Source organism: Pseudomonas sp. WS 5532, assembly GCF_012985445.1.
GTDB lineage: Bacteria > Pseudomonadota > Gammaproteobacteria > Pseudomonadales > Pseudomonadaceae > Aquipseudomonas > Aquipseudomonas edaphica.
Window position 1 is genome coordinate 420,471 of the sequence record NZ_JAAQWK010000003.1, and the last position, 24,705, is coordinate 445,175.

The window sequence follows — 24,705 nt, forward strand, 5'->3', positions numbered from 1 at the left end:
AGTAGCTCATACGGGCAACGCCTAATCTGACCTACCCAACAACCGCGCCCACCATCCAGACTTGGCACTTGGATTAGGTGTTGGTATCACTTCCTCACTGGGATGGAGCAAATCACCCGGATAGTGTTCGTGCCCAATGCAATTGCTGTCATCAAGCCCAAATACTTTCACGGCGGCGACCGCCTCAAGACACCAGCGGCCGAAGTAGCTTCCCATCTCAAGTGGATGTTTTACCGGATCACCATAGATGTACCACCACGGTTGCTGTTTACCGCGCCTGTTCAACTCCGGATACCAATGCTCTACGAATGCCAACAGCAGAGCTGCTTGTTGCACCTGTGGCGCATCAATTGCCTTGAGCAGTCTCGCATATGGTTTGGCATGTAACAGCTTCTCCCCAATTGCCCGCTCTGGTTGGCGGTACGCAATGATCCGATCCAGCAGAACGTCCTGCCCCCCTTTACCTATTAACGCAACCAATCGAAGCCACTGGTCATCGGGAATTTCGAGAGCAAGCGCCAGGCCCACCAGCCAGAAACAGTAGATGTAGTGGTTTAAGTCGGTCAGCTCGAAGGTCCAGTCTCGGCAAGTCTGAAGACCATTTTCAGCGCATATTTTGTCGGATTCTCGGTTGGAAAGTTCCCATGCATCCAGAACTCCGGGGAAGTATGTTGCGATCGATTTAACATCTCCACCACTCGAGTAGACCCGTATGGCCGCACGCAAATTATCTTTGGCAAAGTCGAACGTAAATTGCGCTCTGTATACGGGGTTAGCCGATGGCTCCGACAAAATCTTACTGGCACGCTCAATCCATTGCAGATCCTTTGCCTCACGACCATCCCAATACTGCTTATCTCCCCAAGGCGCACGAATCATGGAAAAACCCCATTCAAATTTTTGGAAGATATAATTTTAGACGTATCTATCGCTTTGATTTTTCCACGGGCATCAAGCACTTCAATTTCTGTCGCACCATCTGGCCGAGTTCTCACAACCCAGGTTTCAGTACGATTCGCATCCACGGCGATCCGTACATCTATGCTTTGATTCTCTCCGACCGCACGTTCCAGACGGTCACCTCCGAGTATCCATGAAGTCGAACCTTGTTTACCATCTTGCGTATTGCCTAGCCCCGAGGAGCCAGATTTTTTGTTATCACCAACAAATTTGTACTCGATAACAACAAAGTCGACATCCGGGCGATTGACCTTATAAAGATCATCGACCCCCGTCTCTCCAACACCCGGTACCCGCGCCAGTTTCTGTCCTTCGGGAACGATTTGCTGGACAGAACGTTCGCCAAACAAGTCACCCATGACACCTTTCTGTTCTCTGGTTAATATCCCCAGGTCCATCATCGGCTTGCCATCTGGACCAAAGATACCGCCACTCTTGATCAGTGCTTGTTCGGACGCTTCGTTGAGTATTCCGGTGAAACGTCTCCCCACGGCCTCTGCAAGCTCCCCTGTCAGGCGTGTCGTTGCCCCCCCCGCACCACCGACACCGGCACCACCCAGACCAATACCCACTCCCGCAGAGGTCGCGATAGCCTCATTCTGCCTCAGTACATCAGCACCATATCCCTGCATAATATGAAGTGTGTCCAGATACCCCTTGAGCCTTAACTCCTCAGGCAAACTCTGGACAGCTTCAACAGCGGCGACAAACTGTCGCCCTCCACAACTAGGGCAATTCACCGTGCTCATCGCCCACAGTGCCGTCTTGGATCCAAGGCTTGCCAAATCCTCTACAGCATTAGCAAAACCTTCGGCGCTACCCTGGCCCTTCGCGTTAAGTATTTCAGCCTGATTCTTAGGATCGTGCAGGTACTTATCAGGGTCAACCAACTCAATGTACTTGACTAGGTTTTCAACTGATTTCCTATCTTTCATCAGCTGTGACAAGCCCAGTCGCTCATTATTGTAGTCCGCCAGACTCACCTGAAACAGATCCGTACTTTTCGATTGCGAAAGCTCCGCGCGAAGGAAGCTGGCAGCATCCGCCGTATTGCCATCCCCGACACTCAGCACAGCATTCCACCCTCGGTCAACCATCGCCGCAGCAGTTCGCAGAAGCTCCATACGCGCTTGCTCGTCAGTAATACCTTTCTCTTTCGCGTAGCGATTGACTCGATCATTGTCAGAGGCGAACTTGATTTCGTCCGGATGCAACTGGCGGTTGTACTTCTCCACACCCACTGCAGTCCCAGCGGCCACGACTGAGCCGCTCACGCCATTACTGGATCCGACCGCAGTACCTACACCCGCGGCTATCAATGAGGCTACGGCCTTTTGATCAGCCTCATTCATCTTGCTGTCAGCCAGAGCTTGCATGACGGATGGTAGTAGAGCCGCCGAGGCTCCCGCACCCAACGCTCCGCTCTGCGCACTACCGCTGGAAAGCCCAATCGCTGCGCCCGCCAAAGCGTGCAATAAAACGCGCGCCGCGCCGCCTTCTTCCCATGCAGCCTTAGTCACGCTATCTATGTCTTTCCGGTTTTTCTGTTCGTCGGCGAAGCTACCAATTTTATTGAATATGTCACTGGATGAAGTATTAGCAACAATCCCAACCGCCGTACCACCCGTTGCACCACCCAAGCCCGCAGCAACCAGGCCCGATGCAATATCGGCCATCATTTTCTTATCGCCACCGACCTGCCAACGCTGGGCCTCTGCGTATGCCGCATCGGCTGCACGTGCTGTTCCGGCTGCATCAGACGAACCTGCGTTAGCCTGCGCCTCCGCCTGCTTGCGCAGTTTATTAGCCTCATCCGCCTTGGCTTTACCCACCATGCTGATCACGCTGCTGGAAAGCTGCGCCGAGCTTTGGATCAGGTCGATCCGCTCTTGCATGGCCTTCTCGTCCGGCCGATCAAGATGTTTGTTGGCATTGGCGGGGTCGCGGCTCAACCCCACCAGATCATTCGCCCCGGCAGCGTCACGCACGACGATGGTCCCAGGGCTGACAGCGCTGCGGGTTTTACTGCTGTCGGATTCCTTGAGCATCAACGGCATCGTGCCGCCGGTGTCCGTGTGCGCCCACTGCCTTTGATCGTCCGGTGTTTTTGGACCGCCCGGTTTATCCCCTTTGGTGCTGGTATAGGAAAGGCTCAGGCTGGCCGCCTGGCTTTTGATATCACTCTTGTTCTTGATATCGCTGACCAGCAAGCGTTCGGTGCTGAGGCGGTTTTTATCAGCGCTGGCTTCACTGGCAATCACGGCGCCTTCAAGCGTGGTGTTTTTGCCCACATTGATGTCGTAGCCACCGCTACCTGCAAACAACCCGGTCTGATCAGTGACGGCTTTGTAGTCACTGTTCATTTTACTGCCGGCGATATTGCCGGAGGCCGTCACCATCGAACCCCAGCAGAAAGGAGGTACGCAGATACTCGCGCCGACACCTGCGCTGGTCTGCTTGTTCTTCTGGCTCGCCTCGTCCTGGCGCGACGCGATATTCAGGTTGCCGCCAATGTCAGCCTTGATGGCATCGGCTCGCACTTGGGCTCCGGCCAGCGTGGTGTCCTGCCCGCTTTTGAGCACTAACCCACCAGTGTCGACGGTACTATTGACCTGAGTAACCTCCTGCCCAGTGCCCATGCCTTTGGCCATTTTGGCGCCAAGGTCGAGGGTGAAACCGTTCTGGTCACCAATGTTGAAGCTAGCACCGATACTGGTTTTGTTATTGCTGTTCTGGTTGTCCCAGTTTTTGCGATCTTGTGCGCTTTCCAGAGTGATGTTGTTTTTCGCCAGCAGCAGCACTTCCTTGGCCTTGATGCTGCTGCCAATCACATGGATATCGCCTTTGGTATCCGGCGCGTTGCCTGTGGCAACGATAGCCAGACTGCCACCGCTGTTGAGACTCGATTGTTTGACCGTTTCGGCGTCGTACTCGCTGGTGCTTTTCTTACGTGTAGAAGCCAGCTCGGTACCGATCTTGATCATGGAACCTTTGCTATTGGCGGGCTTGCCATCCGATTCGTTGGCCGCGCTGTCATCGCCGTTCATTGCGCCATAGGCAGAAAGCAGCGCCTGAGCGCCTTTGACGGCTTTCAAACGGCTGTCATCGGCCTGTTGTGCCGCCCGCACGTCATTGCGGATGCTCTTGGCGGTATCGACGATTGTCCCGCCGATCACGCGTCCCACGGCCAAACTTTTGGAACTGTCCTTACTGGTCTGGTTAGCCGTTTCGGTCCCTGCGGCGATGGTGACGTTCGCGCCATTCAGGGACATGTCTTTGGTGCTGATCAGGTCACTGGCTATCACCGTTAGCTCGCGCCCTGCGGTCAGCGTCACGTTGCCAGCGCTGGAGCCAACGGTGCTGCCGGTGAGGGTAGTTTCTGTAGCGGTTCCGTTGTGTTTCTGGCTGTTGATGAACAGATGCTGGTTGCCGGTGATGTCATCCAGGCCCAGCTTATTGCCTGTTAACACCCCCGTCAGGTCACGGTTCTTTTCCTTGTGCATGTCGGTGCGTGAGAAGGTATTCTGCGCCGCGTCGATGGTCAGATCACGCCCAGCCTGCACAGCCAAGTCACCGGTGCTGACCAGTGACGAACCCGTCACTTTCACGTCTTGCCCGCCCACGACAGTGACGGTATCACCGGAGACCATACTCCCCACCGCAGTGGTATGCTTCTCGTCGACCTGGTCCTCAACCTTGCTCGACTTAAACCCACCCCAACTGCTTTTGCTTTCCTTGCGCTCATGGCGAGCGCTGTCGGAATCGGTCACGGCCAGAACCTGTACATCCTTACCGGCCACCAATTTCGCGGCACCTTTCTCGGCAGTCACAGCACTGCCGGCCAACAGCAGGTTTTCACCAGCTACCAGAGTGCTGTTGCCACCTGAGTTGACCAAACTGCCAACGTTCGTGACGGTATCGGTTTCATCGAGACGGAACTTCTTGCCCGTCGATGTCTTGCTGGTCTTACTAAAGAAGCTGTAGTCCTGGTCCTCAGCAGATTTGAGTTCCAGATTTTTACCCGCGTACAAATACGCCTCATCCCCCGCCGTCACCCGGCTGGCAATCAACGCCAAATCATTCCCGGCACTCAACGCCACATCACCACCGGCCTTCACCGTGGTGGACACTTGCTGGGCGTGGTCTTCCTGGATCTTGACCTTCTTGGTGTTATACGAGTAATGCTGTTCATCCACGCCTGAAGCCAAGGTCAGGTCGCCCGTAGCAGCCATGGCAACGTCACGCTTGGCGTCAATCTGGCTGGCAATGGCGCTGATATCACGCCCAGCCTGCACACGGAAGTCGCGGCCGGCTTCGATCACGGTACCATACTGGGTGACGCTGTCAGTGCGCGCCTCTGTGGTGCCACGGCCAGTGCGTTGTTCGGCTGCGACGAGGTTCACGTCACGCCCCGCCGCTATCCTCATGTCGGCGCCGCTGCTCATCACGCCGCCAACGCTATTGACGTCGCGACCGGCGCGTACGCTCAGGTTGTTGGCCGCTTCGATACGGGCAGCGTTGTCCACAAAGTCCTGCCGCACCTCTCGGATGTAAGCCCCGCCGCCGCTCTCGTGAGTGGTAACCGTACGCTCGTTGATCACGTCGCCGTTAACCGCCGTGAGACTCACATCGCGCCCAGAAATGATCCCGCCCGCCTTGTTGATCAGGTTATTGCCCGCCAACAGATCCAGACGATTACCGGCCTCGATCAGGCCGCTGTTGACCAGGTTGGCGCCGGCGCTGGCCGACAGATTGTTGGTGGCGCGCAGGGTGCCGACGTTGTTGAGGTTTTCCCCGGCAATCAGGTTGACGTCGTTACCGGCGATCAATGCACCGTTGGGGCCAAGACGGTTATTGGCCTGGGCCAGATACAAAACCGGCACAAGCACTTGTTGACCGGCTACGGTGGCGCTTTCCATCCAGACGATGTCGTGGGTCAGCGCCGCGACCTGTTCGGAAGTGAGGCTCACGCCTACGGCCAGGTTCAGTTGTTGCTTGCTGGCGATGGCGTTGTCCATCAGGTATTTGTACAAACCGGCATCGCTGGTCTGGTTGTCGATGAAGCGCTGGCCGGTGCGGGCGATCACGGCTTGCTGGATCAGTCGTTGTTCGTAGAGACCATCACCCAGGCGTTTCCAGCTGTTATCCGGGTTGTAACCAAGTTTCGACAGCAGGTAGTCCGAGCCCATGAACTGCTTCAGATCGGTGAGAGCCGGGTTGGTTTCGATCAAATACTTTTGAGGATTGGACACGTAGCTACTGTCAGGCAACCCTTGCACACGGTTAACGGTCAACGAGCCCGTTGATGTCGCCTGCCCCTCTACGGGCGTTGCCGAGGTGACACCGCCGACGTCTGACCGGCCGGGCAGTGTGGCCCCCGTAACAGGATCTACGACCGGGGCCACGTTCAGGGCCGTGCCGCTACCGGATACATTGGCCGCCAGGTCAGCGGTGTGCACAGGTGCTTGCGTGGTCACTGCGGTTTGAGCTGCATTGCCCACCTGCACGGCCCTGCCGCTACTGGCAGGCACCGCTTGTTCACGTTGGGCAGTGTCGATAACCGCGCTGCCCATGGTCCAGCTTTGCGGGCCTTGTTGGGTCGGTGTTGCAGCACCTTGGCCGCTCAGTCGAAACAAACCATTCTGCCCTGTCGGCAGGCTAAAGCCGGGAAGTGTTATTGGGTTGACTTGTTGCTGGGCGAGATCTGGAGGGAGTTGCGCATTGATGGAAATAGGTGTCGAGTAGGCGCTGCCTGCGCCCGTGTCGGTCTTGGTTCGACCTGCCGCGACATAGGCATAGTAGGGACGAACTACGCTGTTATTAATATTCTGGGCAGCGTTGAGAGTGACTGCGCCCCCTGCCTGAATAATCGCATCCAGAGACTCGATGTTGGTGACGGTTGAGCTCTTGGGCAGCGTGACGGGTGGTGGCCCGGTCAAGGCCAGAAAGTTGCTCAGGTCCGCCTCGACCGTGGCCGAAGGAGTCGGGCTGTTTCGTTGATTGAAGAGAGCGGCCAGTTGAGCCGCTGTACCTGTCTGGTCAACGTAACTCACATATTGCTGGCTGGACTTGATCTCTTGCGATTGCAGCCCTTTGTTGTTGATCGTCGTGGCATTTGCCGTCAGGTTACCGGCCGCGCTGATGCTGCTGCTCGTGTTGTTCAGTTCTCGGGCATTGATCACCAGATCCGCACCGCTATTGATCGTGGCCGCTGCGGACCGCAGCGTGATCAGCAAGCGGTCGGTTTCTGAGACCTCCCAAAGGCCGTTGAAGCGCCCACCGCCCCGATTGTCGCATCCCCATATGGGTATCAGTGCGCACGATAGCCGAGTGATGGTCGTGGCACTTTTCTCATGTTCGGTGTACTGCAACACGTCCATGGTGTTGTTGAGTGTGGCGGCGGCGAGGGTCAGGTTGCCCACGCTTTCGATCCCTGCGGAACGGTTGTCCAGCAGGTCTGCTTTGGTCCCGTCTTTGTCCCGGGCAATCAGTAAACTCCCCAAGCTGTAGACCTGGGCGTAGCTGTTGGTGAAGCTCGGGCTGAGCAGCTGCATGTCTGCGCCACTGAAGATCAGGCCGCGGTCGTTGAGCAACGTCCCGGCAGTCACTGTCAGGTTCTGGCCGGCGCCCAGGGTCCCGGTATTGTTCACGCTACCGGCGGTCAGGGTCAGGTCGGTCGCCGACGTCATGCGCCCGGCATTATTCAACTGGCCCGTCACAGACACCGTCGTATTGCCGCCGCCCGCGAGCGTGGCGGCGTTACTGAGGTTCATTTGCGCGGCACTCAGGCCCAGTGTTCCGAGGCTGCTGACGCGTCCACTGCCGCTATAGGTTCCGCCCAGCGTCAGCTTGAGGCCGCCATCACTGGCAATCAGCCCATCGTTACTCCAGTTACCACCATCACCAATCAAGCTATCGGAAGCCAGTAACTGCCCCCCTGCCGTTTGGTTGAGCGTCTTGACGTTAACCGTCAATCGCCCAGCCTGGATCACGCTGCTGTTGGTCCAGTTGTCGGCCGTCAGGGTCAGGCCGCCGCGGGTGATAACGGTGCCGCCCGCATTGGTCAGGTTGGCGGTACTGATATCAAACGTACCAGCCCCCACGTGCAAGACACTGCCGCCCACGTTCTGGAAGCTGCCGGCGTTCAACGTCAGATCGCTGTTGGCGGTTTCCAACGTGCCGTTGCGGTTATCAAACACCCCACCAATCTGAAACTCAGTCTTACCGCTAGCCCCCAGCGCCCGCAGTTGGCCTTTCTGGTTGTCCACGCTGCCCGCAACGACTTTCAGGGTGGTATCGCTTTCAATGATGCCTTTCTGGTTGTTCAGCGCACCGCTGAGGTTGAGGTCGATCTGCCTGCCTGCAACCTGGCCGCGTACATCGCCGCTGTTATCAAAGCTGCCGCCGGTGACCTTGACCGCTCCTTTGGCGTACAGGCCGCCGTCGCGGTTGTCGAAGGCGCCTGTGGTGACAACGGTGTCGCCGCTCTGTGCAGCAATTCGGCCGCCGTTGTTGTTGAGGCTGGCGCTGGTCAGGATCAGGCTTTGTGCCTGGATGATGCCGGCCTGGCGGTTGTTGTTCAGGTCGAAGTCGTTGCGCAGCCAGCCGCCCAGTGCTTTGGCTTGCAGGGCGCCTTTGAGGCTGGCCAGGGTGCCGCCACGGTTGTCGAGGGTCGCGGCGTTGATGTCCACATCACCGGCCTGGGCGATGACTTTGCCGCTTTGGTTGTCGAGGTCGCCGCTGATGTCGAGGTTCAGGGTGGTCTGGCTTTGGATCGAGCCCTTGGCGTTGTCGAGGCTCGCAGCCTTGAGCTTCAAGTCGGCGTTCTGGCTGTAGATCAGGCCGTCGCCGCTGTTTTGTACGGCGCCAGTGGTGGTGATTGCCAGTGCGCCGTTGGCGGCGACGGTGCCGCGATTGCGGTTGTCCAGGCTGCCCGCGAATAGCGTCAGCAGGCCTTGGCTGGCCAGTTGGCCGCCCTGGTTGTTGATTTCAGTGGCGCGTTTGAGCAGCAGCGCGCCAGCGCTGGCGAGCTTGCCATTGGTGTTGGTCAGGGCGCCGAGCAGGTCCAGGGTTACGGTGCCGTTGCCGATCAAGGTGCCGGCGCTGTTGTCGAGGCTGGTGCCGATCAGGCTGAGTGCCTGTTGCGCATTGACTGTGCCGCCCGCGTTGTTGAGCGTTTGCGCTTGCAGGTCGAGGGCCGCGCCGCTGTCAATCAATCCACCTTGGGCGTTGTTGAGCAGGCCGGTGACGGTCAGGGTTTGCCCGCCTGCACTGGAGAGGATGCCTTTGTCACTGTTGTCGAGGCTGGCGGCTTTGACGGTCAGGGCTTTTTGGCTGACCAGCGCACCGGCGCCGCTGTTGAGCAGGCTGTTGCTCAGGGTGGCGTCGACGTTGCCATAACGGCTGGAGACGGTGCCTTGGTTGCGGTTGTCCAGGTCCGCGCCGCTGATGCTGACACCCTGCCAGCCGGAGATCAGGCCGCTCTGGTTGACCAGCTTATTGCCGCTTAGGGTCAGCAGGTTGTTGCTGATCAGTTTGCCGGTGCTGTTATCCAGCGTGCGACCACTGAGGTTGAGGTTCTGAGCGGTGGAGATTTCGCCACCCTGGTTGCTCAGGTCACGCAGGTGCGTGATGGTCAGTTGGCCGTCGGTGGTGATCAGGCCCGCGCTGTTGTTCAGGTCGCCGGTGGCGCTGCCCAGGTCGATGGCAATGGACTTGCCCAGCACAGAGCCGCCCTGGTTGTTCAGGCCGGTGCTGTTGAGGGTCAGGGTATTGGCAGCGTTAATCAGCCCTTGGTTCTGGTTACTGAGCTGGCCGTCGACATTAAACGAAGTGTCGCCACGACTGGTCAGGGTGCCGCCGCTGTTGTCCAGGCTGGCGGCACGGCCGTCGATGGACTGGGCGGCGATCAGGCCTTTGACGTTGCTCAACGCCTGGTTGATGCGCAGGGTCAGCGCCTGGTTGCTGAGCAACTTGCCGTTGCTGTTATCCAGGCTGTCGGCGGCCAGAGTGAAGGCTTGGGCGCTGGAGAGTTCACCGCCCTGGTTGTTCACGCCTTTGAGGTTTTTCAGCATCAACAGCGGACCGTTGATCAGACCGCCCTGGTTGTTCAACTGGCCGTGGTTCAGGTCCAGTGCGACCGAGGTGTTGCTGAAGAGTTTGCCGCCCTGCTGATCCAGGCCGGTGACCTTGGCGATCAGGGCCTTGTTGCTGGTCAAGCGACCGCCGTCCTGGTTGGTCAACTGGCCGGCGGTGATGTCGAGGGTGTCGCTGGTGCTGACGTTGCCGGCGTGGCTATTGTCGAACGCGCCGGTGGTGATCTTCAGCGCGGCAGTGCTGCTGAGGGTGCCTTTTTGCCTGTTATCCAGGCTGGCGCTGCTCAAGGTCAGGCCTGCATCAGTGACCAGTTCCCCGCCTTGGTTATCCACGGCCCCTGGGGTGGTGACGTTTAACGCCCCTGCACTGGATACGCTGCCTTGACGGTTGTTCAGGCTCGCCGCGTTAACAGTCAGCAGACCTTCACTGCTCAACTTGCCTTGGCTGTTGTTCAGCTCGCCACCGAGCTTAAGGGCAAGGTCTTTCTGGCTGATCAGGCTGCCGCCGCTGTTGTCCAGACTGTCGCCTGCCAGGTTCACACCGCTCTGGCCGCTGAGTTGGCCCTTGTTACGGTTCAGCACCTTGTCGACGTTTAGCTTCAAGTCAGTCGCGGCGAGCACCAGGCCACTGTCACTGTTATCCAAACGCTGGCCGGTTATCTGCACGGCGGCTTTGCTGGAGATCTCACCGCCACGGTTATCCACCGCGCCTACGTTGACGTCGGCACGTTGGTTGGCGCCTACGAAACCATTTTTCCGGTTGTCCAGCGTCTGACCTGTAAGGGCAAGCGCACCTTGGGCGATCAGGGCGCCGTTCTGGTTGGTGACCGCCGCGACGTTCACCGTGAGATCACCTTTGCTGGAAACCTGGCCGTCGGTGTTGTCCAGGCTGGCCGCCGTCAGTTGCGCGTTGCCGTCGCCAATCGCCGAGCCGTCCTGGTTCTTGAAAGCACCGTCAACCGTGAGACCTAACTCGCCACGGCTGCTGAGCAGACCGCCGCTGTTATCCAGGCTGGCGCTATGCACCTGCAGCGCAGCTGCAGAAACCAGGCCCTTAATGTTGCTCAGAGCCTGTTCAACGCGCAGGGTCAGCGCTTGGTTGCTGATGAGTTTGCCGCTGCTGTTATCCAGGCTTTTGCTGGCCAGGGTGAACGCCTGGGCACTGGAGATTTCGCCGTTCTGGTTGTTGACCCCGTTGAGTTTTTTCAGCATCAGTAACGGCGCGTTGATCAGGCCTTGCTGGTTGTTCAGTTGACCGTTGTTCAGGTCCAGGCTCAGTGAGGTCTTGCTGTAGAGCTGCCCGCCCTGCTGGTCAAAACCCGTCACGCTGGCGACCAGATTTTTGTCACTGGCAATACGACTGTCCGTGCCGTTGCTGACCTGGCCGGCAGTCAGAGTGAGGGTGTCATTGCTGATCAGGCGACCGGCCTGGGTATTGTCAAAAGCACCGGTGGTAACGCCTACCGCACCCTTGGCACTGAGTGTGCCCCCGCTATTGCCCAGGCTGGCACTGTTAAGGATCAAGCCTTGGTCGGTGGTCACGGCGCCATTGTGGTTAGTCATCGCACCGGTAGCGGTTAGCGCAATGGCACCGGCACTCGATACCTTGCCCGCCGTATTGTTCAGCCCGGCCGTTGTGGCGGTGATGGAGCCTTGACTGGTGAGCAAGCCGCCGGTGTTATTCAGATCACCACTGTGGGTCAGGGTCAGGCCTTGCTGGCCGGACACCGTGCCGCCGCTGTTGTCCAGGCTCAGGCCTTGCAGCGTCACCTTGCCCTTGCCGAACAACAGGCCTTCGCTCTGATTGATGACCTGCGCCACCTTGAGCCCCAGGTCGGTACCGGCCAACAGCTTGCCGTTACCGCTGTTATTGAGGCGGGTACCCGCCAGGTTCACGTCTACGGCGCTGGAGATTTCCCCGGCCTGGTTGTTGATGTCATCGACGGTGAGGGTCAGCGCTTTTGTCGCGCCGATCAGACCGCCGTTGCGGTTATCGAGCGTGCTGCCGGTCAGGCGCAAATTACCTTCGGCGACCAATTCACCTTTTTGCTGATTGAAATGGGTGACGTTGGCCGTCAGATCAGACTTGCTGGAGATACGCCCGCCGGCGTTTTCCACGGTCGTCGCGTCGAGGCGCACCGGTCCCACGCCACTGAGCAAGCCGCCCTGATTACTCAGGGTCGTGCCCAGGTATTGGATCGCCGATTGCCCGCTGAGCAGGCCTTTGTCCTGGTTATTCAACTGGGTGACGTTGAGCTGCAGGTTCTTGTCGGCACTGACCTTGCCGCCACGGTTGTCCAGGCTGGCCGTGTTCAGGGTCAGCAAGTCTCTGCCGCTCAGGCTGCCGCCCCGGTTATCGAGGCTGCCCGCCTGCACATCCATCGTGCCTTTGGCGGTGAGCAAACCGTTGTTCTGGTTGTCCAGCAGGCCCGTGATACGCGCGGTGAGGCTGCCGTTACTGAGCACTTTGCCGGTGTTGCTGTTGTCCAGGCTGGCGGCGGTGATCGAGGCCGTCTGGCCGGTGCCGAGTACGCCTTGACGGTTGTTCAGCGCGCCACGCACATCAACGTTCAATGAGGTATCGCCAGTGACCTTGCCGCCGCTGTTATTCAGGCTGGCAACCTGCACTTGCGTGGCGTTCGTGCTGGAAACTTCGCCCTGGTTGTTGGCCAGGGCCCCGTCCAGGTTCAGCAACAGGCCGGCGTCACTGGTAAGCGTACCCGTGCTGTTGTTCACACTGGCCGCACGGACATCAAGACCGTTGGCCGAGACCACGCCTTTGACGTTGGTCAGCGCCTGGTCCAGGCGCACGTTCAAGGCCTGATCGCTGAGCAGTTTGCCGCCCGTGTTATCCAGGCTCTTCGCCGTGAAGGTGAAACCCTGGGCGCTGGAGATTTCACCGCTCTGGTTGCCGACGTCGGCGAGGTTGTTCAGGGCCAGGGCCGGACCACGGATCAAGCCGCTCTGGTTGTTCAACTGACCCTTGTTCACGTCCAGGGTCAGCGACGTGACGCTGGTGAGTTGACCGGCGTTATTGTTCAGACTGGCAACGTTGGCGGTCAGTGCCTGGTTGCTGGCGATACGGCCAGCGGCGCTGTTATCCACGGCACCGGCCTTGAGGTTCAGCGTGCCTTGGCTGGTAAGTTGACCGCCCTGGTTATTGACCGCGCCGCTGGCGGTGAGGCTCAGGGCGTTGCCCGCAGTGACCAGCCCGGCAACGTTGTCCAGCGAAGCGATGTTCAGCGTGGCCGTGTCAAGGCTCGACACCTCGCCGCTGCGGTTATTCAATTGCCCGGCCGTCGCGCTCAATGGACCACTGCTGTTCACCAGCCCGCCCTGGGCGTTGAGCAATTGGCTGGCATTCAAGGTCAGGCTGCCCGTGCTCAGCACGCGGCCTTTGTTCTGGTTGTCCAGGGTGCCCGCGCTAATATTGGCGACCTGTTTGGCACTCAAGGTTCCGCCCTGGTTGTTCAGGGCTTGTGTCGCGTTGACGGTCAGGTTGCGACTGGCAACCAGACTGCTGGCGTTGTTGTTAACGGTTTGCGCGGTGAGGTTCAGATCACCTGTGGCGTTGCGGGTGTTATCCGCGTTGACCCCGGCCTCGATAATGCCGTTGTTGGTCAGTTGGCCGCCGCTGGTCAAGGTGATGCTGTCGCGGGCCGCGAGGGTTTTACGGCTGTTCAGGTCGCCTTGGGTCTGCACATCCAACGCCGTGCCGGCGTAGACCGGTCCCTGGGCGTCGAGGCTTGCGGCCTTGATGTTGACCGCGCCGCTGGCCGCCGCCTGCGCCATGCTCAACCGCCCATTGGCATCCAGCTGAATATCCCCACCACTGGCCGCCAACGTCCCGTCCAGCTTCACGCCCACACCGGCTTCGGTGCCCACCAGCTTGATCGCACCGGCGTACATCCCGCCTAACGCCGACGAGTCAATCGCCAGTTCCGGCTTGGCGCTGCCGTCATCGGCACGCGCGGTGGCATTCAGGGTCTGGGCGTTGACGTCGTTACGCCCGGCAATCACGGTCAAGTTGCGCGCATTGATCTGCGCGTTGATCTTCGCCGAGCGGGTGATGATTTCGAAGCGGTCGACGTTGCTGGCGTTCAGGCCCTGGCCGTCGATGGTCACGGCGCCGCCATCGACCTGGTAACGGTCCAGGCGGCCGTTATCGAGGATGGGTTTGCCGGTGGTCAGGGTGACGTTGGGGGTGTTGATGAAGCCGCAACCGTTGCAACTGATGCCGTAGGGGTTGGCGACGATGACCTTGGCCGACTGGCCCGCCACTTCGGTGTAGCCACGCAACTGGCTGGGGCTGCCGCCGTTGACTTCGTTGAGGATGATGTTGGCGGCGCGGCCCTGCAGGTTGGAGTTACCGAGGATGATCCCGCCCAACTGGGTCGACTGCGTGGTGGAGGTGGCGTTGTTGAGGATCAGCCCGTTGGCGCCGACGTTGTAGTCCTTGAACTGGTTGTGGGACAAGCCACTGCCATTGGGCGCGGCGATGTTCACCACCGGCACGCCATTGCCGGCCTGGCCGACGCTGGTGCCGGGGGCGCTGACCACAATGCCTTCGGCTTGGGCCAGCAATGGCTGCCAGAACAGCGCATTGGCCAGGATCAGGGCCAAGCCACGTTTGGGCAGGCCCAGGAACGCGTCACGGCTTTTCAGGGCAGCCGAAGGCTGGCGAACAAGGAAGGCAAACTGGCGAACATCCATTTCAAATTCTCGATGCAACGGGGCGTTGAATTACAGGAAAAAATCCATGCGGAAGTAGATCGGCGCTTCGCGTTCAAGCAGCGTGGCCGGTCGTTCCAGCGAGTGGGCAAAGGTCACACTGGTGCTGACGTATTGGCCACGGGCAAACAGCTCCAGCGAGTTGCTCGAGACCCGGCCGTGTAACTCGCCGTTGTAGCGCGCATTGCGAATCACGCCTTGGTCATAACCAACACTGGCGCCGTACTCACCGAACACCGGGCGCAGCCACTCCAGCGTCACCGGGCGACTCCAGCGCAGGTCGTTGCGCCAATAACTTCCACTGTCGCCACTCAGTTGCTGGTCCTTGTAGCCACGAATCGACGAGGAGCCGCCGAGGCTCATGCGCTGCGGGCTGAACAACACATCTTCACTGCGCTGCCCGGTGGCCAGGCTGGTGAAACTGAAGGACTCGCCCCACAGCTTGAACGGTTGCAGGTAGCTGACGGTGGCGGTGTATTTGCGGTAGCGCGCATCCGGCACGCCTGGGCCGGGGTTGTGATTGCCCTGGGCGTCGAACGCGCCGGTGCCGTTTTGCATGCCGACATCGAGGTTGACGAAGGCGCTGCCAATCCGGCGCCCGTGGTTGATGCCCACCTGCAACTCACTGAGGCGGTTGCTGCTCTCTTTGAGGTGGCTGTCGTTGATGTAGTTATTGGTGCGCAGATGGGCCAGGCCCACGTTGACCGAGGTTTTGCTCAGGGCGTCGCGATGGATCACCCGTTCGGCGCGCAATTGGTGGTTCTGGCTGTCGCCGGTTTGCTTGAAGTCAAAGCCGTCGCCCTGGGCCACCGAGCGGTAATCGCTCTGGTTGTAGCTGTAGCTGAAGTTCCACCAGCCCCACGGCACGTTGTAGTAGAGCATGGCGTTTTTTGAGGTTTTCTGGTGGTCGCTGATCGCGTCGTGGCCGCCGCGCAGCACCAGTTGATCAGCCAGGCCGAGTGGGCTGTCCCATTCAAAGCCGGTGCCCCACTGTTGCTCGCCGGTGCTGCGCTGCCCATCGTTATTGCGCGACAGGCTGGCACGCCAGGGTTTTTGCGGGTTGTTTTTGACCAGCACCGTGCTGCCGCCCACTGCGGTGCCGGGAGCCAGTTCCATTTGCGCCTGGTTGGACGGCAACCGATTGAGCTGATCGATGGCCTGCTCGACTTCTCGCAGGTTGAGCAAGTCGCCGGTGTGGCCGGGAAACGCCATGGCCAACTCGCGCTCGGACAGCTTGCTGTTGTCGGCGCCTTTAACCCCTTCGAGCTTGCCTTCCACCACCAATACTTGCAGACGACCGCTGGACAGGTCTTGTTGCGGCAAGTAGGCGCGGCTGGTGACCAGACCTTTGTCGATGTAAGAGTCGGTCACGCGCTTGAGCAATTCATTCAGCTGGGAAACCCCCAGGCACTGATTGAGATAAGGCTTGACCAGGCGCTCGCGCTCATCGACAGACAGGTTGTCTGCGCCCTTGAGTTCAATGTGCTGGATGGGGAAGCAACGGGTATCGACGGGGGTGGCGGGCGCCGCCGGTTTCAGCTCTTTGCCGGGCAGGTCCTTGAGTTCTTCAAGGCGCCGCTGTTGCTCTTCCAGCAGGCGGTTTTGCCGGTCGCGAATCAGGTCCTGGTCACCTGGATTGGTCGCGGCGAAGGCGCTGTTGTGAGCGCTGAGGCACAACACTGTCAGGCACAGTAATGGCCGAATCCATGGCGTGGACAAGTGCATATTCGATCCGTCGATAATTGAAGGCGGAACGCTATCATCGAACTTTGAATATGCCAACATTCCGGCAATTTATAAAATAGTCAGAATTATAGATATAACTTGTTGATATATATAAGAATAAAATAAATTTGTGCATTTTTTGGCATTTAATCTTTCCGACAAGCGGCAATAGACCTTGGCTTGACACTCTCAAAATAACGACTAATGAAATAGGAAATTTCCTAAATAATAGCGAAATTTTCTTAACGCCATAAATAGCCACAACGCTCATGCCCCGCTTCTAGTGCTCCAACGCATACCGCCGACAATGGTTGAGATACCCCTGCTCATGGCTGCCCACCAACTGCACCACGCTGGTCCATAACCACGAGGGCGCATCCAATTGTTTGGAGCGGTTTTCCTGCAACACCGCCATCCACTCCTTGCGCGTATCGCGGTCCATCTGCCGGGCATGGGCGATGCCGACCACGCGGGCCAGGTAACCGGCGGCGTGCATGGCGTCGATCTCGCTTAGCTCATCGAGTTCCAGCTTCATGTCTTGAGGCAGCAGTTCCCGGATGAAGAAACCGTGATCGAGAAAACGTGTGGCCAGCATGCGCTCGCCCAGGCCCGGTGACAGCTGGCGGGCGCCTTCCACCACGCGCCGGCCATTGTCGCGTGGCATCTTCGCGCGTGCCGCCCGGGGCGCGGCGGCGCCGACGGCTTCCTTGATGTCGATCAGGCAATATTCCTGGTCGTCCTTGTCGCCCACGCCCAACAAGGCTGCATAACGCAGCAAGCCGAGGGAGCTGCAGCCTTTGACCCAATAGGCCGAATCAAGCAATTGGACCTTGGCGTCTTTGGGCCGGCCTTTGAGCGAGGTCACCAACTGGTGGATTTCATCCGAGGCGCAAACACTTTGCAGCGCGCTCTTTTCCGCCCGTGACAATGACCAGAAGTGCTTGCCCAACGGAATAGTAGGCCGGGCATTTTCAATGCGTTCACGCGCCAGGTTTTTCCAGGTGCGTTCCACCGCGCTGCGCATGCCAGCCTTGACTTGGGAAGGACGCGGCGGCGCTTCATCGGGCTTGTCTTTGAAGGCTTGTTCGTAGCCCACCATCATTTCTTCCAGCATGCGTGCGGTGGTCACGCCCGGCAGGTCCGAGCCGCGTGCGGCGGTGGCCAACGACAGCGCCAGGCGCACCAGGTCATGGGCCGGGTTGCCGATCACGGTTTGGTCGAGGTCGCGGATATGCATGTCGATACGGCCCTTGGTATCACCCGTGGGGCCGAGGTTGCCCGCGTGGCAATCGCCGCAGATCCAGATCGCCGGGCCATGGGGCAAGCGGCGGCCGGGCTGGCTGTGCAGCCACTCGTAAAACTGCACGGTGCTGCCGCGCACATAAGCATGGGCCGAGCGCGCCATCTTCAGGTTGCGCAGTTGGATGAGGTGGGGCATGCGGGCAGAGGGGCGCGGAATTTTCATGGAAGCACTCGGTACGGGGTACGGTAGAGGTTAACCCGTCACGAATGTTTCATTTTGTTTCAAGAATAAAAACTTCAAGCCTGGGCGCTGTGTGCTTTCAACCAGCCTTTGAACGCGGCCATGGCCGAGGTTTCTGCCCGCGATTGCAAGCGCGTCAGCCAATAACTGCCGGTGCTGATGCCCACGCTGAACGGCTGGCGAATCACATCACTCTCCAGTTGCCGTGAGAACATCATCGCCGGCGCCAAGGCCACGCCGATGCCCTGCTGCGCGGCCTCCATCATCGCCAGGGACGAGTCGAACACGATGCTGCGCGGCACCGGCGTGTCGGCCGGCAGCCCGGCGGCCTGGAACCACAGGTTCCATTCATCGGCGCGGTAAGAGCGCAATAAGGTGTGCTTGAGCACGTCGTCCGGCGTGTGCAATTGCTCGGCAATCTGCGGCACGCACAGCACGGTCAACGGCGCGTCAAGCAACTGGCAGGCGTCGGTGCCATGCCAGGCGCCAGCGCCGAAGCGGATCGCGTAGTCGAGGCCCTCGGCGGCAACGTCAACACGGTTGTTGTGGGTCGACAGGCGCAGGTCGATAAACGGGTAGCGGCTTTGAAAGTCCGGCAAGCGCGGCAGCAACCAGCCGACGGCGAAGGTGCCCACCGCCCCGACGGTGAGCACTTCACGGTAATGGCCACCTTCGAACTGGCCTAAGGTAAGGGCAATCCGGTCGAAAGAGTCGCGCACAACCGGCAGCAGTGTTTCGCCTTCGCGGGTCAGCATCAGGCCGCGTGGCAGGCGCTTGAACAAGGTGACGTTCAACTGCGCCTCCAGGCTTTTGACCTGATGACTGACTGCCGCCTGGGTCACGCACAGCTCGATGGCCGCTCGGGTGAAGCTCAAATGCCGGGCGGAAGCTTCGAATGCGCGCAACGCATTGAGCGGTAAATGGGAGCGCAGCATGCATGACCCTAAATTAACTAATGGCTGATGCGAGATATCATCGTTTGCCCGCCGTACAAAATCCACCTAGATTTGCCCCGCCTGCGCAGGCCTTGATCGTCAGCACATCTTTTACATGGAAGCGAACCCGCATGAATCACACCTTACAAAAAATTCTGTTCAGCGCCCTGTTAATAGGCTCCGGTAGCTGCATGGCCGCCACCGACCTGCGCACGGTAGTCGATGCCAGCGTGGAGCCGCTGATGCAGCAACAAGGGATTCCCGGCCTGTCGGTCGCGGTGGTTAACCAAGGCAAGGTTCAATACTTTAACTACGGTGTTGCATCAAGGGAAACCAAACAGGCCGTCAACCAAGACACCCTGTTTGAAATCGGATCGATCAGCAAAACCTTTACCGCCACCCTCGGCGGCTACGCCCAGGCCACCGGTAAGCTCGAGCTCTCGGATACCGCCAGCCAGCACCTGCCAGCCCTGGCCGGTGGCGTATTCGATCACATCAGCCTGCTGCAACTGGCGACCTACACACCGGGTGGCCTGCCGTTGCAGTTTCCCGACGCGGCCGACAACGCCGGTGCCATGCTCGGTTATTTCCAGCACTGGAAACCCGCGTATGCGCCGGGCGAACAGCGTTTGTATTCCAACCCCAGCATCGGCTTGTTCGGCTACCTCGCGGCGCAAAGCCTGGGGCAGCCGTTTAACGTTGCCATGGAGAAAACCTTGCTGCCCAAGCTGGGCCTGACCAACACCCACGTCAGCGTGCCGGCGAGCAAAACCGCTCAATATGCGCAAGGCTATGACAAAAATCTGAAACCCATTCGCGTCAGCCCCGGCGCCCTGGACAGCGAAGCCTACGGTATCAAGACCAGCACCCAGGACCTCGCCCGCTATGTGATTGCCAACCTGCACCCCGAGCCCCTGGAAAAACCGCTGCAACAAGCGATCTCCACCACTCACGCGGGTTACTACACCGTCAATGGCATGACCCAGGGTCTGGGCTGGGAACGCTACCCCTACCCGATCAAGCTGCAGGCCTTGCTGGAGGGCAACTCGACCGAAATGGCGATGCAGCCGCACAAGGTCAATTGGCTGACGCCGGCGCAGGCACAACCGGCCAACGTGCTGTACAACAAAACCGGCTCCACCGGCGGTTTTGGCGCGTATGTGGCTTACGTACCGAGCAAGGACATGGGTGTGGTGATTCTGGCTAACCGCAATTACCCGAATGCCGAACGGGTGAAGCTGGCTTATGCGATCTTGGGCGCGATGGACCACTAAGACCTGACAAAAACCAAATGTGGGAGCTGGCTTGCCTGCGACGGCGGTATATCAGTCACCGAATTGGCTGACTGAACCACCGCTATCTCAGCATAGGTATCTACACAACTGCCGGTTAAAACAAAGCCTGCGGTACGCCGCTTGTTGTGGCGAGCAGGCTTGCCCTGCGTTGGGCTGCTCAGCAGCCCCCAGCAAGGGCACTGAAATTCTTTCTGAAAGAACTCAGCGCCTGGTTTTGGGGCTGCTGCGCAGCCCAACGCAGGGCAAGCCTGCTCGCCACAGGGGAACGGGGTGCCTTCGAACGTATGGCTATCGCAGGCAAGCCAGCTCCCACATTTTCAGACCGTGTTACATGCCCAGCCAGTGCGGCAGCGCCAGCGAGATAAACGGCAAGTACGTGACCATGATCAAAAACACCAGCAGGATCATCAGCCACGGTAACGCTGCGCGAATCGTCTGCCCGAGGGTCAACCCGGTCACCGCCGAGGTCACAAACAGGTTCAACCCTACTGGCGGGTGCACCAGGCCGATTTCCATGTTGACCACCATCACAATCCCCAGGTGAATCGGGTCAATCCCCAGCTTCATGGCAATAGGGAAGAAGATCGGCGCCAGGATCAGCACAATCGCGGACGGCTCCATAAAGCTGCCGGCCACCAGCAACACCACGTTGACCATGATCAAAAAGCCAATCGGCGTGAGGCCTTCGGAGATCACCCAGGCGGTGATTTCCTGCGGGATCTGTTCGGTGGTCAGTACATGGGCAAAGAGCATGGCGTTGGCGATGATAAACATCAGCATGATCGCCAGGCGCCCGGATTCCAGCAGCACCTTGGGGCAATCGCGCAGCTTCATGTCCTTGTACACAAACAGCGCGACAAACGCCGAATACACCGCCGCCACGGCCGCCGCTTCCGTCGGCGTGAACATGCCGCTGTAGATGCCGCCGAGGATGATCACCAGCAACAGCAAGCCCCAGAACGCGCGACGTGCGCAGGTCAGCCACTCGCGGAAGGTCGCACGGGGCTGCGCCGGCAGCTTCTTGATGCGCGCGACGATGTAGATCGCGACCATCAGCATCAGGCCCAGCAGCAATCCTGGAATCACACCGGCCATGAACAGCTTGCCCACCGAGGTTTCGGTGGCTGCCGAGTACACCACCATCACAATCGACGGCGGGATCAGGATGCCCAGGGTGCCGGCGTTGCAGATGATCCCGGCGCCGAACTCCTTCGGGTAACCCGAGCGCACCATCCCCGCCACGGCAATCGAGCCCACTGCCGCCACCGTCGCCGGCGATGACCCGGACAGCGCCGCAAACAGCATGCACGCCAGCACCGCCGCAATCGCCAGGCCGCCTCGGATATGCCCGACACAGGCGTTGGCGAAGTCGATCAGCCGTTGCGCCACACCGCCGGTGGTCATGAACGCACCGGACAGCAGGAAGAATGGAATCGCCAGGAAGGTGTAGGCGTCGGAGGTTTCAAACAGCTTGATGGCCAGCGAACTCACCGAGTCCTGGCTGAACATCAGGATCGACACCGCGCCGGACAGCCCCAGGGAAATCGCGATCGGCACCCCGAGGAACATGAACACGAACAACAGCAAAAACAGACAGAGCACGGCCATCAGTGACGCTCCTCATGGCTGCCAGCCAGCTTACTGGCCTCCCCGGCCTCGTCGGCCAGCCCCAACCCGACCTGACGGTGGGTAAAGATGCGGTAAAAAATTTCCAGGTAGCGGATAAACACCAGGGCAAAACCGATGGGCACGATGATCACGATATCGCCCACGTCCACGCCGTATTGGTCGAGGTCTTCGGCGCCGATCTGCGCGGTCATCACCGCACTCACCCACTTGTAGCTGGCGACCATGAACAGCCCGGCGTAGGCCAGGCAACACAGGCAGGCGAGCATGCCGAGCAGGCGTTGCACCGGGCGTTTGGTCAGCTTGACCAGCGCATCTACGCCAAGGTGGCCGGCGGTGCGCACGCCGTAGGAGATGCCGAAGAAAATCAGCCAGCCGAACATGGCCTTGGTCAGCGCCACGCTCCAGGTCATGTCCTGGGCCCAGGTCATGGTGTGGTCGCCCAAGGCACCGAAAAAGCTGCTGCTCCATGCCCACTTGTCAGACAGAGCAAAAAACAGGGTGTAGATGTTGTTGAGCATGACGTAGACGAATGTCACCAGGGTCATGGCGGCCAGCAGGAAGGCGATAAACCCTTCCTCCAGGTGCTCCCAGACGCGCCTTAGCGTTTGCATGGCAAAACCTCGCGAAGCGGGAATGATGTCGGGGTGGAAAGCGGAACAAACTGTGGAAGCGGACCTCTGTGGGAGCCGGGCTTGCCCGCGATGGGATCAACTCGGCGCTACAGATACACCGAGTTGCCTGCATCGCAGGCAAGCCAGCTCCCACATAAAGCCCTTTCCACAGTAGTTTTGGGTAGTCGCCCGATTACTGGTTGGAGGCGTCCGCCGCCTTGATCAGGTCGGCGCCGATCTCACCTTCGAACTTCTGCCACACCGGGCGCATGGCTTCGCGCCACAGTTGGCGTTGCTGCGGGGTCAGTTCGATGATTTCGCTGGTCTTGGCGTCGATGATCTTCTGCTTGGCCGACTGGTTCAGCGCTTCGGCCTGCTTGTTCACCTCGACGGTGACTTCGACCATGATCTGGTCCAGGGTGGTGCGCACATCCGGCGGCAGGCCGTTCCAGAACTTGGCGTTGGTGATCACCATGTAGTCGATCAGGCCATGGTTGGACTCGGTGAAGTACTTCTGCACTTCGTTGACCTTCTGGCTTTCATAATTGGACCAGGTGTTCTCGGTACCATTCACGGTGCCGGTCTGCAGGCCTTGATACACCTCGGCAAAGCTCATCTTGCGCGGGTTGGCGCGGATCGCCTTGAACTGTTCTTCAAGTACGCTGGAAGCCTGCACACGGAACTTCAGGCCACGGGCGTCCTTGGGTTCACGCAGTGCTTTGTTGGCCGAAAGCTGCTTGAGGCCATTGTGCCAATAGGCCAGGCCGAGGATGTTCTTGTCTTGCATCGAGGTCAGCAATGCCTTGCCCTGTGCAGCCTGGAAACGGTCGACGGCGGCCAGGTCGTTGAACAGGAACGGCAGGTCGTAGATCTGCACTTGCTTGGTGTACTGCTCGAACTTGGCCAGGGACGGCGCCAGCATCTGCACATCGCCCAACAACAACGCTTCCATCTCCTTGCCATCGCCGAACAGCGAGGAGTTGGGGTACACCTCGACCTTCACACGGCCCGGCAAGCGCTCTTCAGCGAGCTTTTTGAAGAGCAGCGCGCCCTGGCCTTTAGGCGTGTTTTCGGCAACCACGTGGGCGAACTTGATCACAATCGGGTCTGCCGCCTGGGCCAGGCCCGCGGCAAACAGAGTGGCGGCGCACAGCAGCGCCCGAGAAAGCTTGAGCATGGGGAATCACCTTCTTATTGTTGTGTTATAGGGCAAGGTGCCTGATGTGATGCGTGTAGTGAATTTCGAATTTTAGATACCTGCGTTCGGCCAGGCCGAACGCCATACTTCAGAACAATGAAGATCCAGTGTGGGAGCTGGCTTGCCTGCGATGGCGGTGTGTCAGGCCGTCAATTCATGGGAGGGTCCACCGCTATCGCAGGCAAGCCAGCTCCCACATTTTGCTCCCGGTTGTTTCAGTCAGAGTTGGCCGGCCAGGAGCCTTTGTGCGCGCAGCAACACCGGCGCATCCACCATCTGCCCATCCATCTGATAAGCCCCGGCCCCATGGGCACCCGCCTCTACCACGCGCTTGGCCCAGGCCAGGTCTTCAGCGCTGGGCGCCAGTGCGGCATGAATCACTGCCACCTGCTTGGGATGGATGCACAGCGCGCCGGCAAAGCCCATTTCATAGGCATGCCGGATCGAACGGCGCAGGCCTTCAGGGTCGTCGATGGCCGGGTGCACGCCGTCCAGTGGCGCCACCAAGCCAGCAGCACGGGAATGCACAATCAGCGCCAGGCGTGCCTGATCCAACGCAAACTGCGCAGCCGCGGAACCGCTGCTCAGGTTCAAGTCCAGCGCCAGGTCCAGCCCGCCAAACGACAGGCGCTCAACCTGCGGCGCGTGGGCAATCTCAGCCACCGCCAGCAAGCCCTTGGCGCTTTCGATAATCGGCCATATCACCTTGCCAGCAGCCGCCACCACGGCCACCTGGGCGGCGCTCTCTACCTTAGGCAGCAGCACACCCGTCACATTGGCATGGGCTTTACAGAACGCCACATCCTCAAAATGCTCGGCATGCTCCGGCGCGTTGATGCGCACCCACACCTGAGCCTCTGGATGCGCTTGCAAGAACACCCCGAGGTTATCCCGCGCCTGGCGCTTGAGGGGTTCTTCAACCGCGTCTTCAAAATCCACAATCACCGCGTCGGCGCCACTGGCCAGCGCTTTGGAAAAGCGCTCCGGGCGGCTGCCGGGTACAAACAAGGCCGAACGAACTATAGGCTTTGGCATCACTTGAA

At 59.5% G+C, this 24,705-nt stretch carries 10 protein-coding genes; 1 reads left to right on the forward strand and 9 read right to left on the reverse strand.

The genetic code is table 11. From position 1 onward, the window contains the following. Positions 1-21: 21 nt before the first annotated feature. From HBO23_RS08650 to HBO23_RS08670, 5 genes are all read right to left on the reverse strand, one after another. The gene (locus tag HBO23_RS08650) at positions 22-879 is read right to left on the reverse strand and encodes a PoNe immunity protein domain-containing protein (RefSeq protein WP_017134667.1); all 858 of its coding nucleotides are present in this window, start codon (positions 877-879) and stop codon (positions 22-24) included. After that, complete coding sequence (locus HBO23_RS08655; RefSeq protein WP_217858121.1) at positions 876-14,768, reverse strand: hemagglutinin repeat-containing protein; 13,893 nt, start codon at positions 14,766-14,768, stop codon at positions 876-878. The genes HBO23_RS08650 and HBO23_RS08655 overlap by 4 nt, the downstream gene beginning before the upstream one ends. Positions 14,769-14,798: 30 nt before the next feature. After that, positions 14,799-16,511, reverse strand: coding sequence for a ShlB/FhaC/HecB family hemolysin secretion/activation protein (locus HBO23_RS08660; RefSeq protein WP_170037713.1), 1,713 nt, complete (start codon positions 16,509-16,511; stop codon positions 14,799-14,801). A gap of 280 nt (positions 16,512-16,791) precedes the next feature. Continuing rightward, positions 16,792-17,976 (reverse strand): DUF2252 family protein, encoded by a 1,185-nt coding sequence (locus tag HBO23_RS08665; protein ID WP_026013734.1) that lies wholly within the window; start codon positions 17,974-17,976, stop codon positions 16,792-16,794. A 74-nt stretch (positions 17,977-18,050) separates the two neighbouring features. Beyond that, on the reverse strand, positions 18,051-18,929 hold the full coding sequence (locus HBO23_RS08670) for a LysR family transcriptional regulator (protein WP_170037715.1): 879 nt from the start codon (positions 18,927-18,929) through the stop codon (positions 18,051-18,053). 131 nt (positions 18,930-19,060) lie between these two features. Here HBO23_RS08670 and ampC point away from each other — a divergent pair, with 131 nt between their 5' ends. After that, a complete protein-coding gene (gene ampC, locus HBO23_RS08675; RefSeq protein ID WP_170037717.1) occupies positions 19,061-20,203 on the forward strand; it encodes a class C beta-lactamase in 1,143 nt (380 codons plus the stop codon). 348 nt (positions 20,204-20,551) lie between these two features. Here ampC and dctM read toward each other — a convergent pair whose 3' ends face one another. From dctM to HBO23_RS08695, 4 genes are all read right to left on the reverse strand, one after another. Next, positions 20,552-21,832, reverse strand: coding sequence for a C4-dicarboxylate TRAP transporter large permease protein DctM (gene dctM / locus HBO23_RS08680; RefSeq protein WP_017137472.1), 1,281 nt, complete (start codon positions 21,830-21,832; stop codon positions 20,552-20,554). Next, complete coding sequence (locus tag HBO23_RS08685) at positions 21,832-22,464, reverse strand: TRAP transporter small permease (RefSeq protein WP_017137473.1); 633 nt, start codon at positions 22,462-22,464, stop codon at positions 21,832-21,834. The genes dctM and HBO23_RS08685 overlap by 1 nt, the downstream gene beginning before the upstream one ends. Before the next feature lie 193 nt (positions 22,465-22,657). Further along, positions 22,658-23,641, reverse strand: coding sequence for a TRAP transporter substrate-binding protein (locus tag HBO23_RS08690; protein WP_017137474.1), 984 nt, complete (start codon positions 23,639-23,641; stop codon positions 22,658-22,660). 240 nt (positions 23,642-23,881) lie between these two features. Continuing rightward, complete coding sequence (locus tag HBO23_RS08695; RefSeq protein WP_170037719.1) at positions 23,882-24,697, reverse strand: CoA ester lyase; 816 nt, start codon at positions 24,695-24,697, stop codon at positions 23,882-23,884. Positions 24,698-24,705: the final 8 nt, after the last annotated feature.

Excerpts from the sequence above, each read along its gene's own strand:
- HBO23_RS08650 (WP_017134667.1), bottom strand. The coding sequence starts at position 879 with ATGATTCGTGCGCCTTGGGGAGATAAGCAGTATTGGGATGGTCGTGAG.
- HBO23_RS08655 (WP_217858121.1), bottom strand. The coding sequence starts at position 14,768 with ATGGATGTTCGCCAGTTTGCCTTCCTTGTTCGCCAGCCTTCGGCTGCC.
- HBO23_RS08660 (WP_170037713.1), bottom strand. The coding sequence starts at position 16,511 with ATGCACTTGTCCACGCCATGGATTCGGCCATTACTGTGCCTGACAGTG.
- HBO23_RS08665 (WP_026013734.1), bottom strand. The coding sequence starts at position 17,976 with ATGAAAATTCCGCGCCCCTCTGCCCGCATGCCCCACCTCATCCAACTG.
- HBO23_RS08670 (WP_170037715.1), bottom strand. The coding sequence starts at position 18,929 with ATGCTGCGCTCCCATTTACCGCTCAATGCGTTGCGCGCATTCGAAGCT.
- ampC (WP_170037717.1), top strand. The coding sequence starts at position 19,061 with ATGAATCACACCTTACAAAAAATTCTGTTCAGCGCCCTGTTAATAGGC.
- dctM (WP_017137472.1), bottom strand. The coding sequence starts at position 21,832 with ATGGCCGTGCTCTGTCTGTTTTTGCTGTTGTTCGTGTTCATGTTCCTC.
- HBO23_RS08685 (WP_017137473.1), bottom strand. The coding sequence starts at position 22,464 with ATGCAAACGCTAAGGCGCGTCTGGGAGCACCTGGAGGAAGGGTTTATC.
- HBO23_RS08690 (WP_017137474.1), bottom strand. The coding sequence starts at position 23,641 with ATGCTCAAGCTTTCTCGGGCGCTGCTGTGCGCCGCCACTCTGTTTGCC.
- HBO23_RS08695 (WP_170037719.1), bottom strand. The coding sequence starts at position 24,697 with ATGCCAAAGCCTATAGTTCGTTCGGCCTTGTTTGTACCCGGCAGCCGC.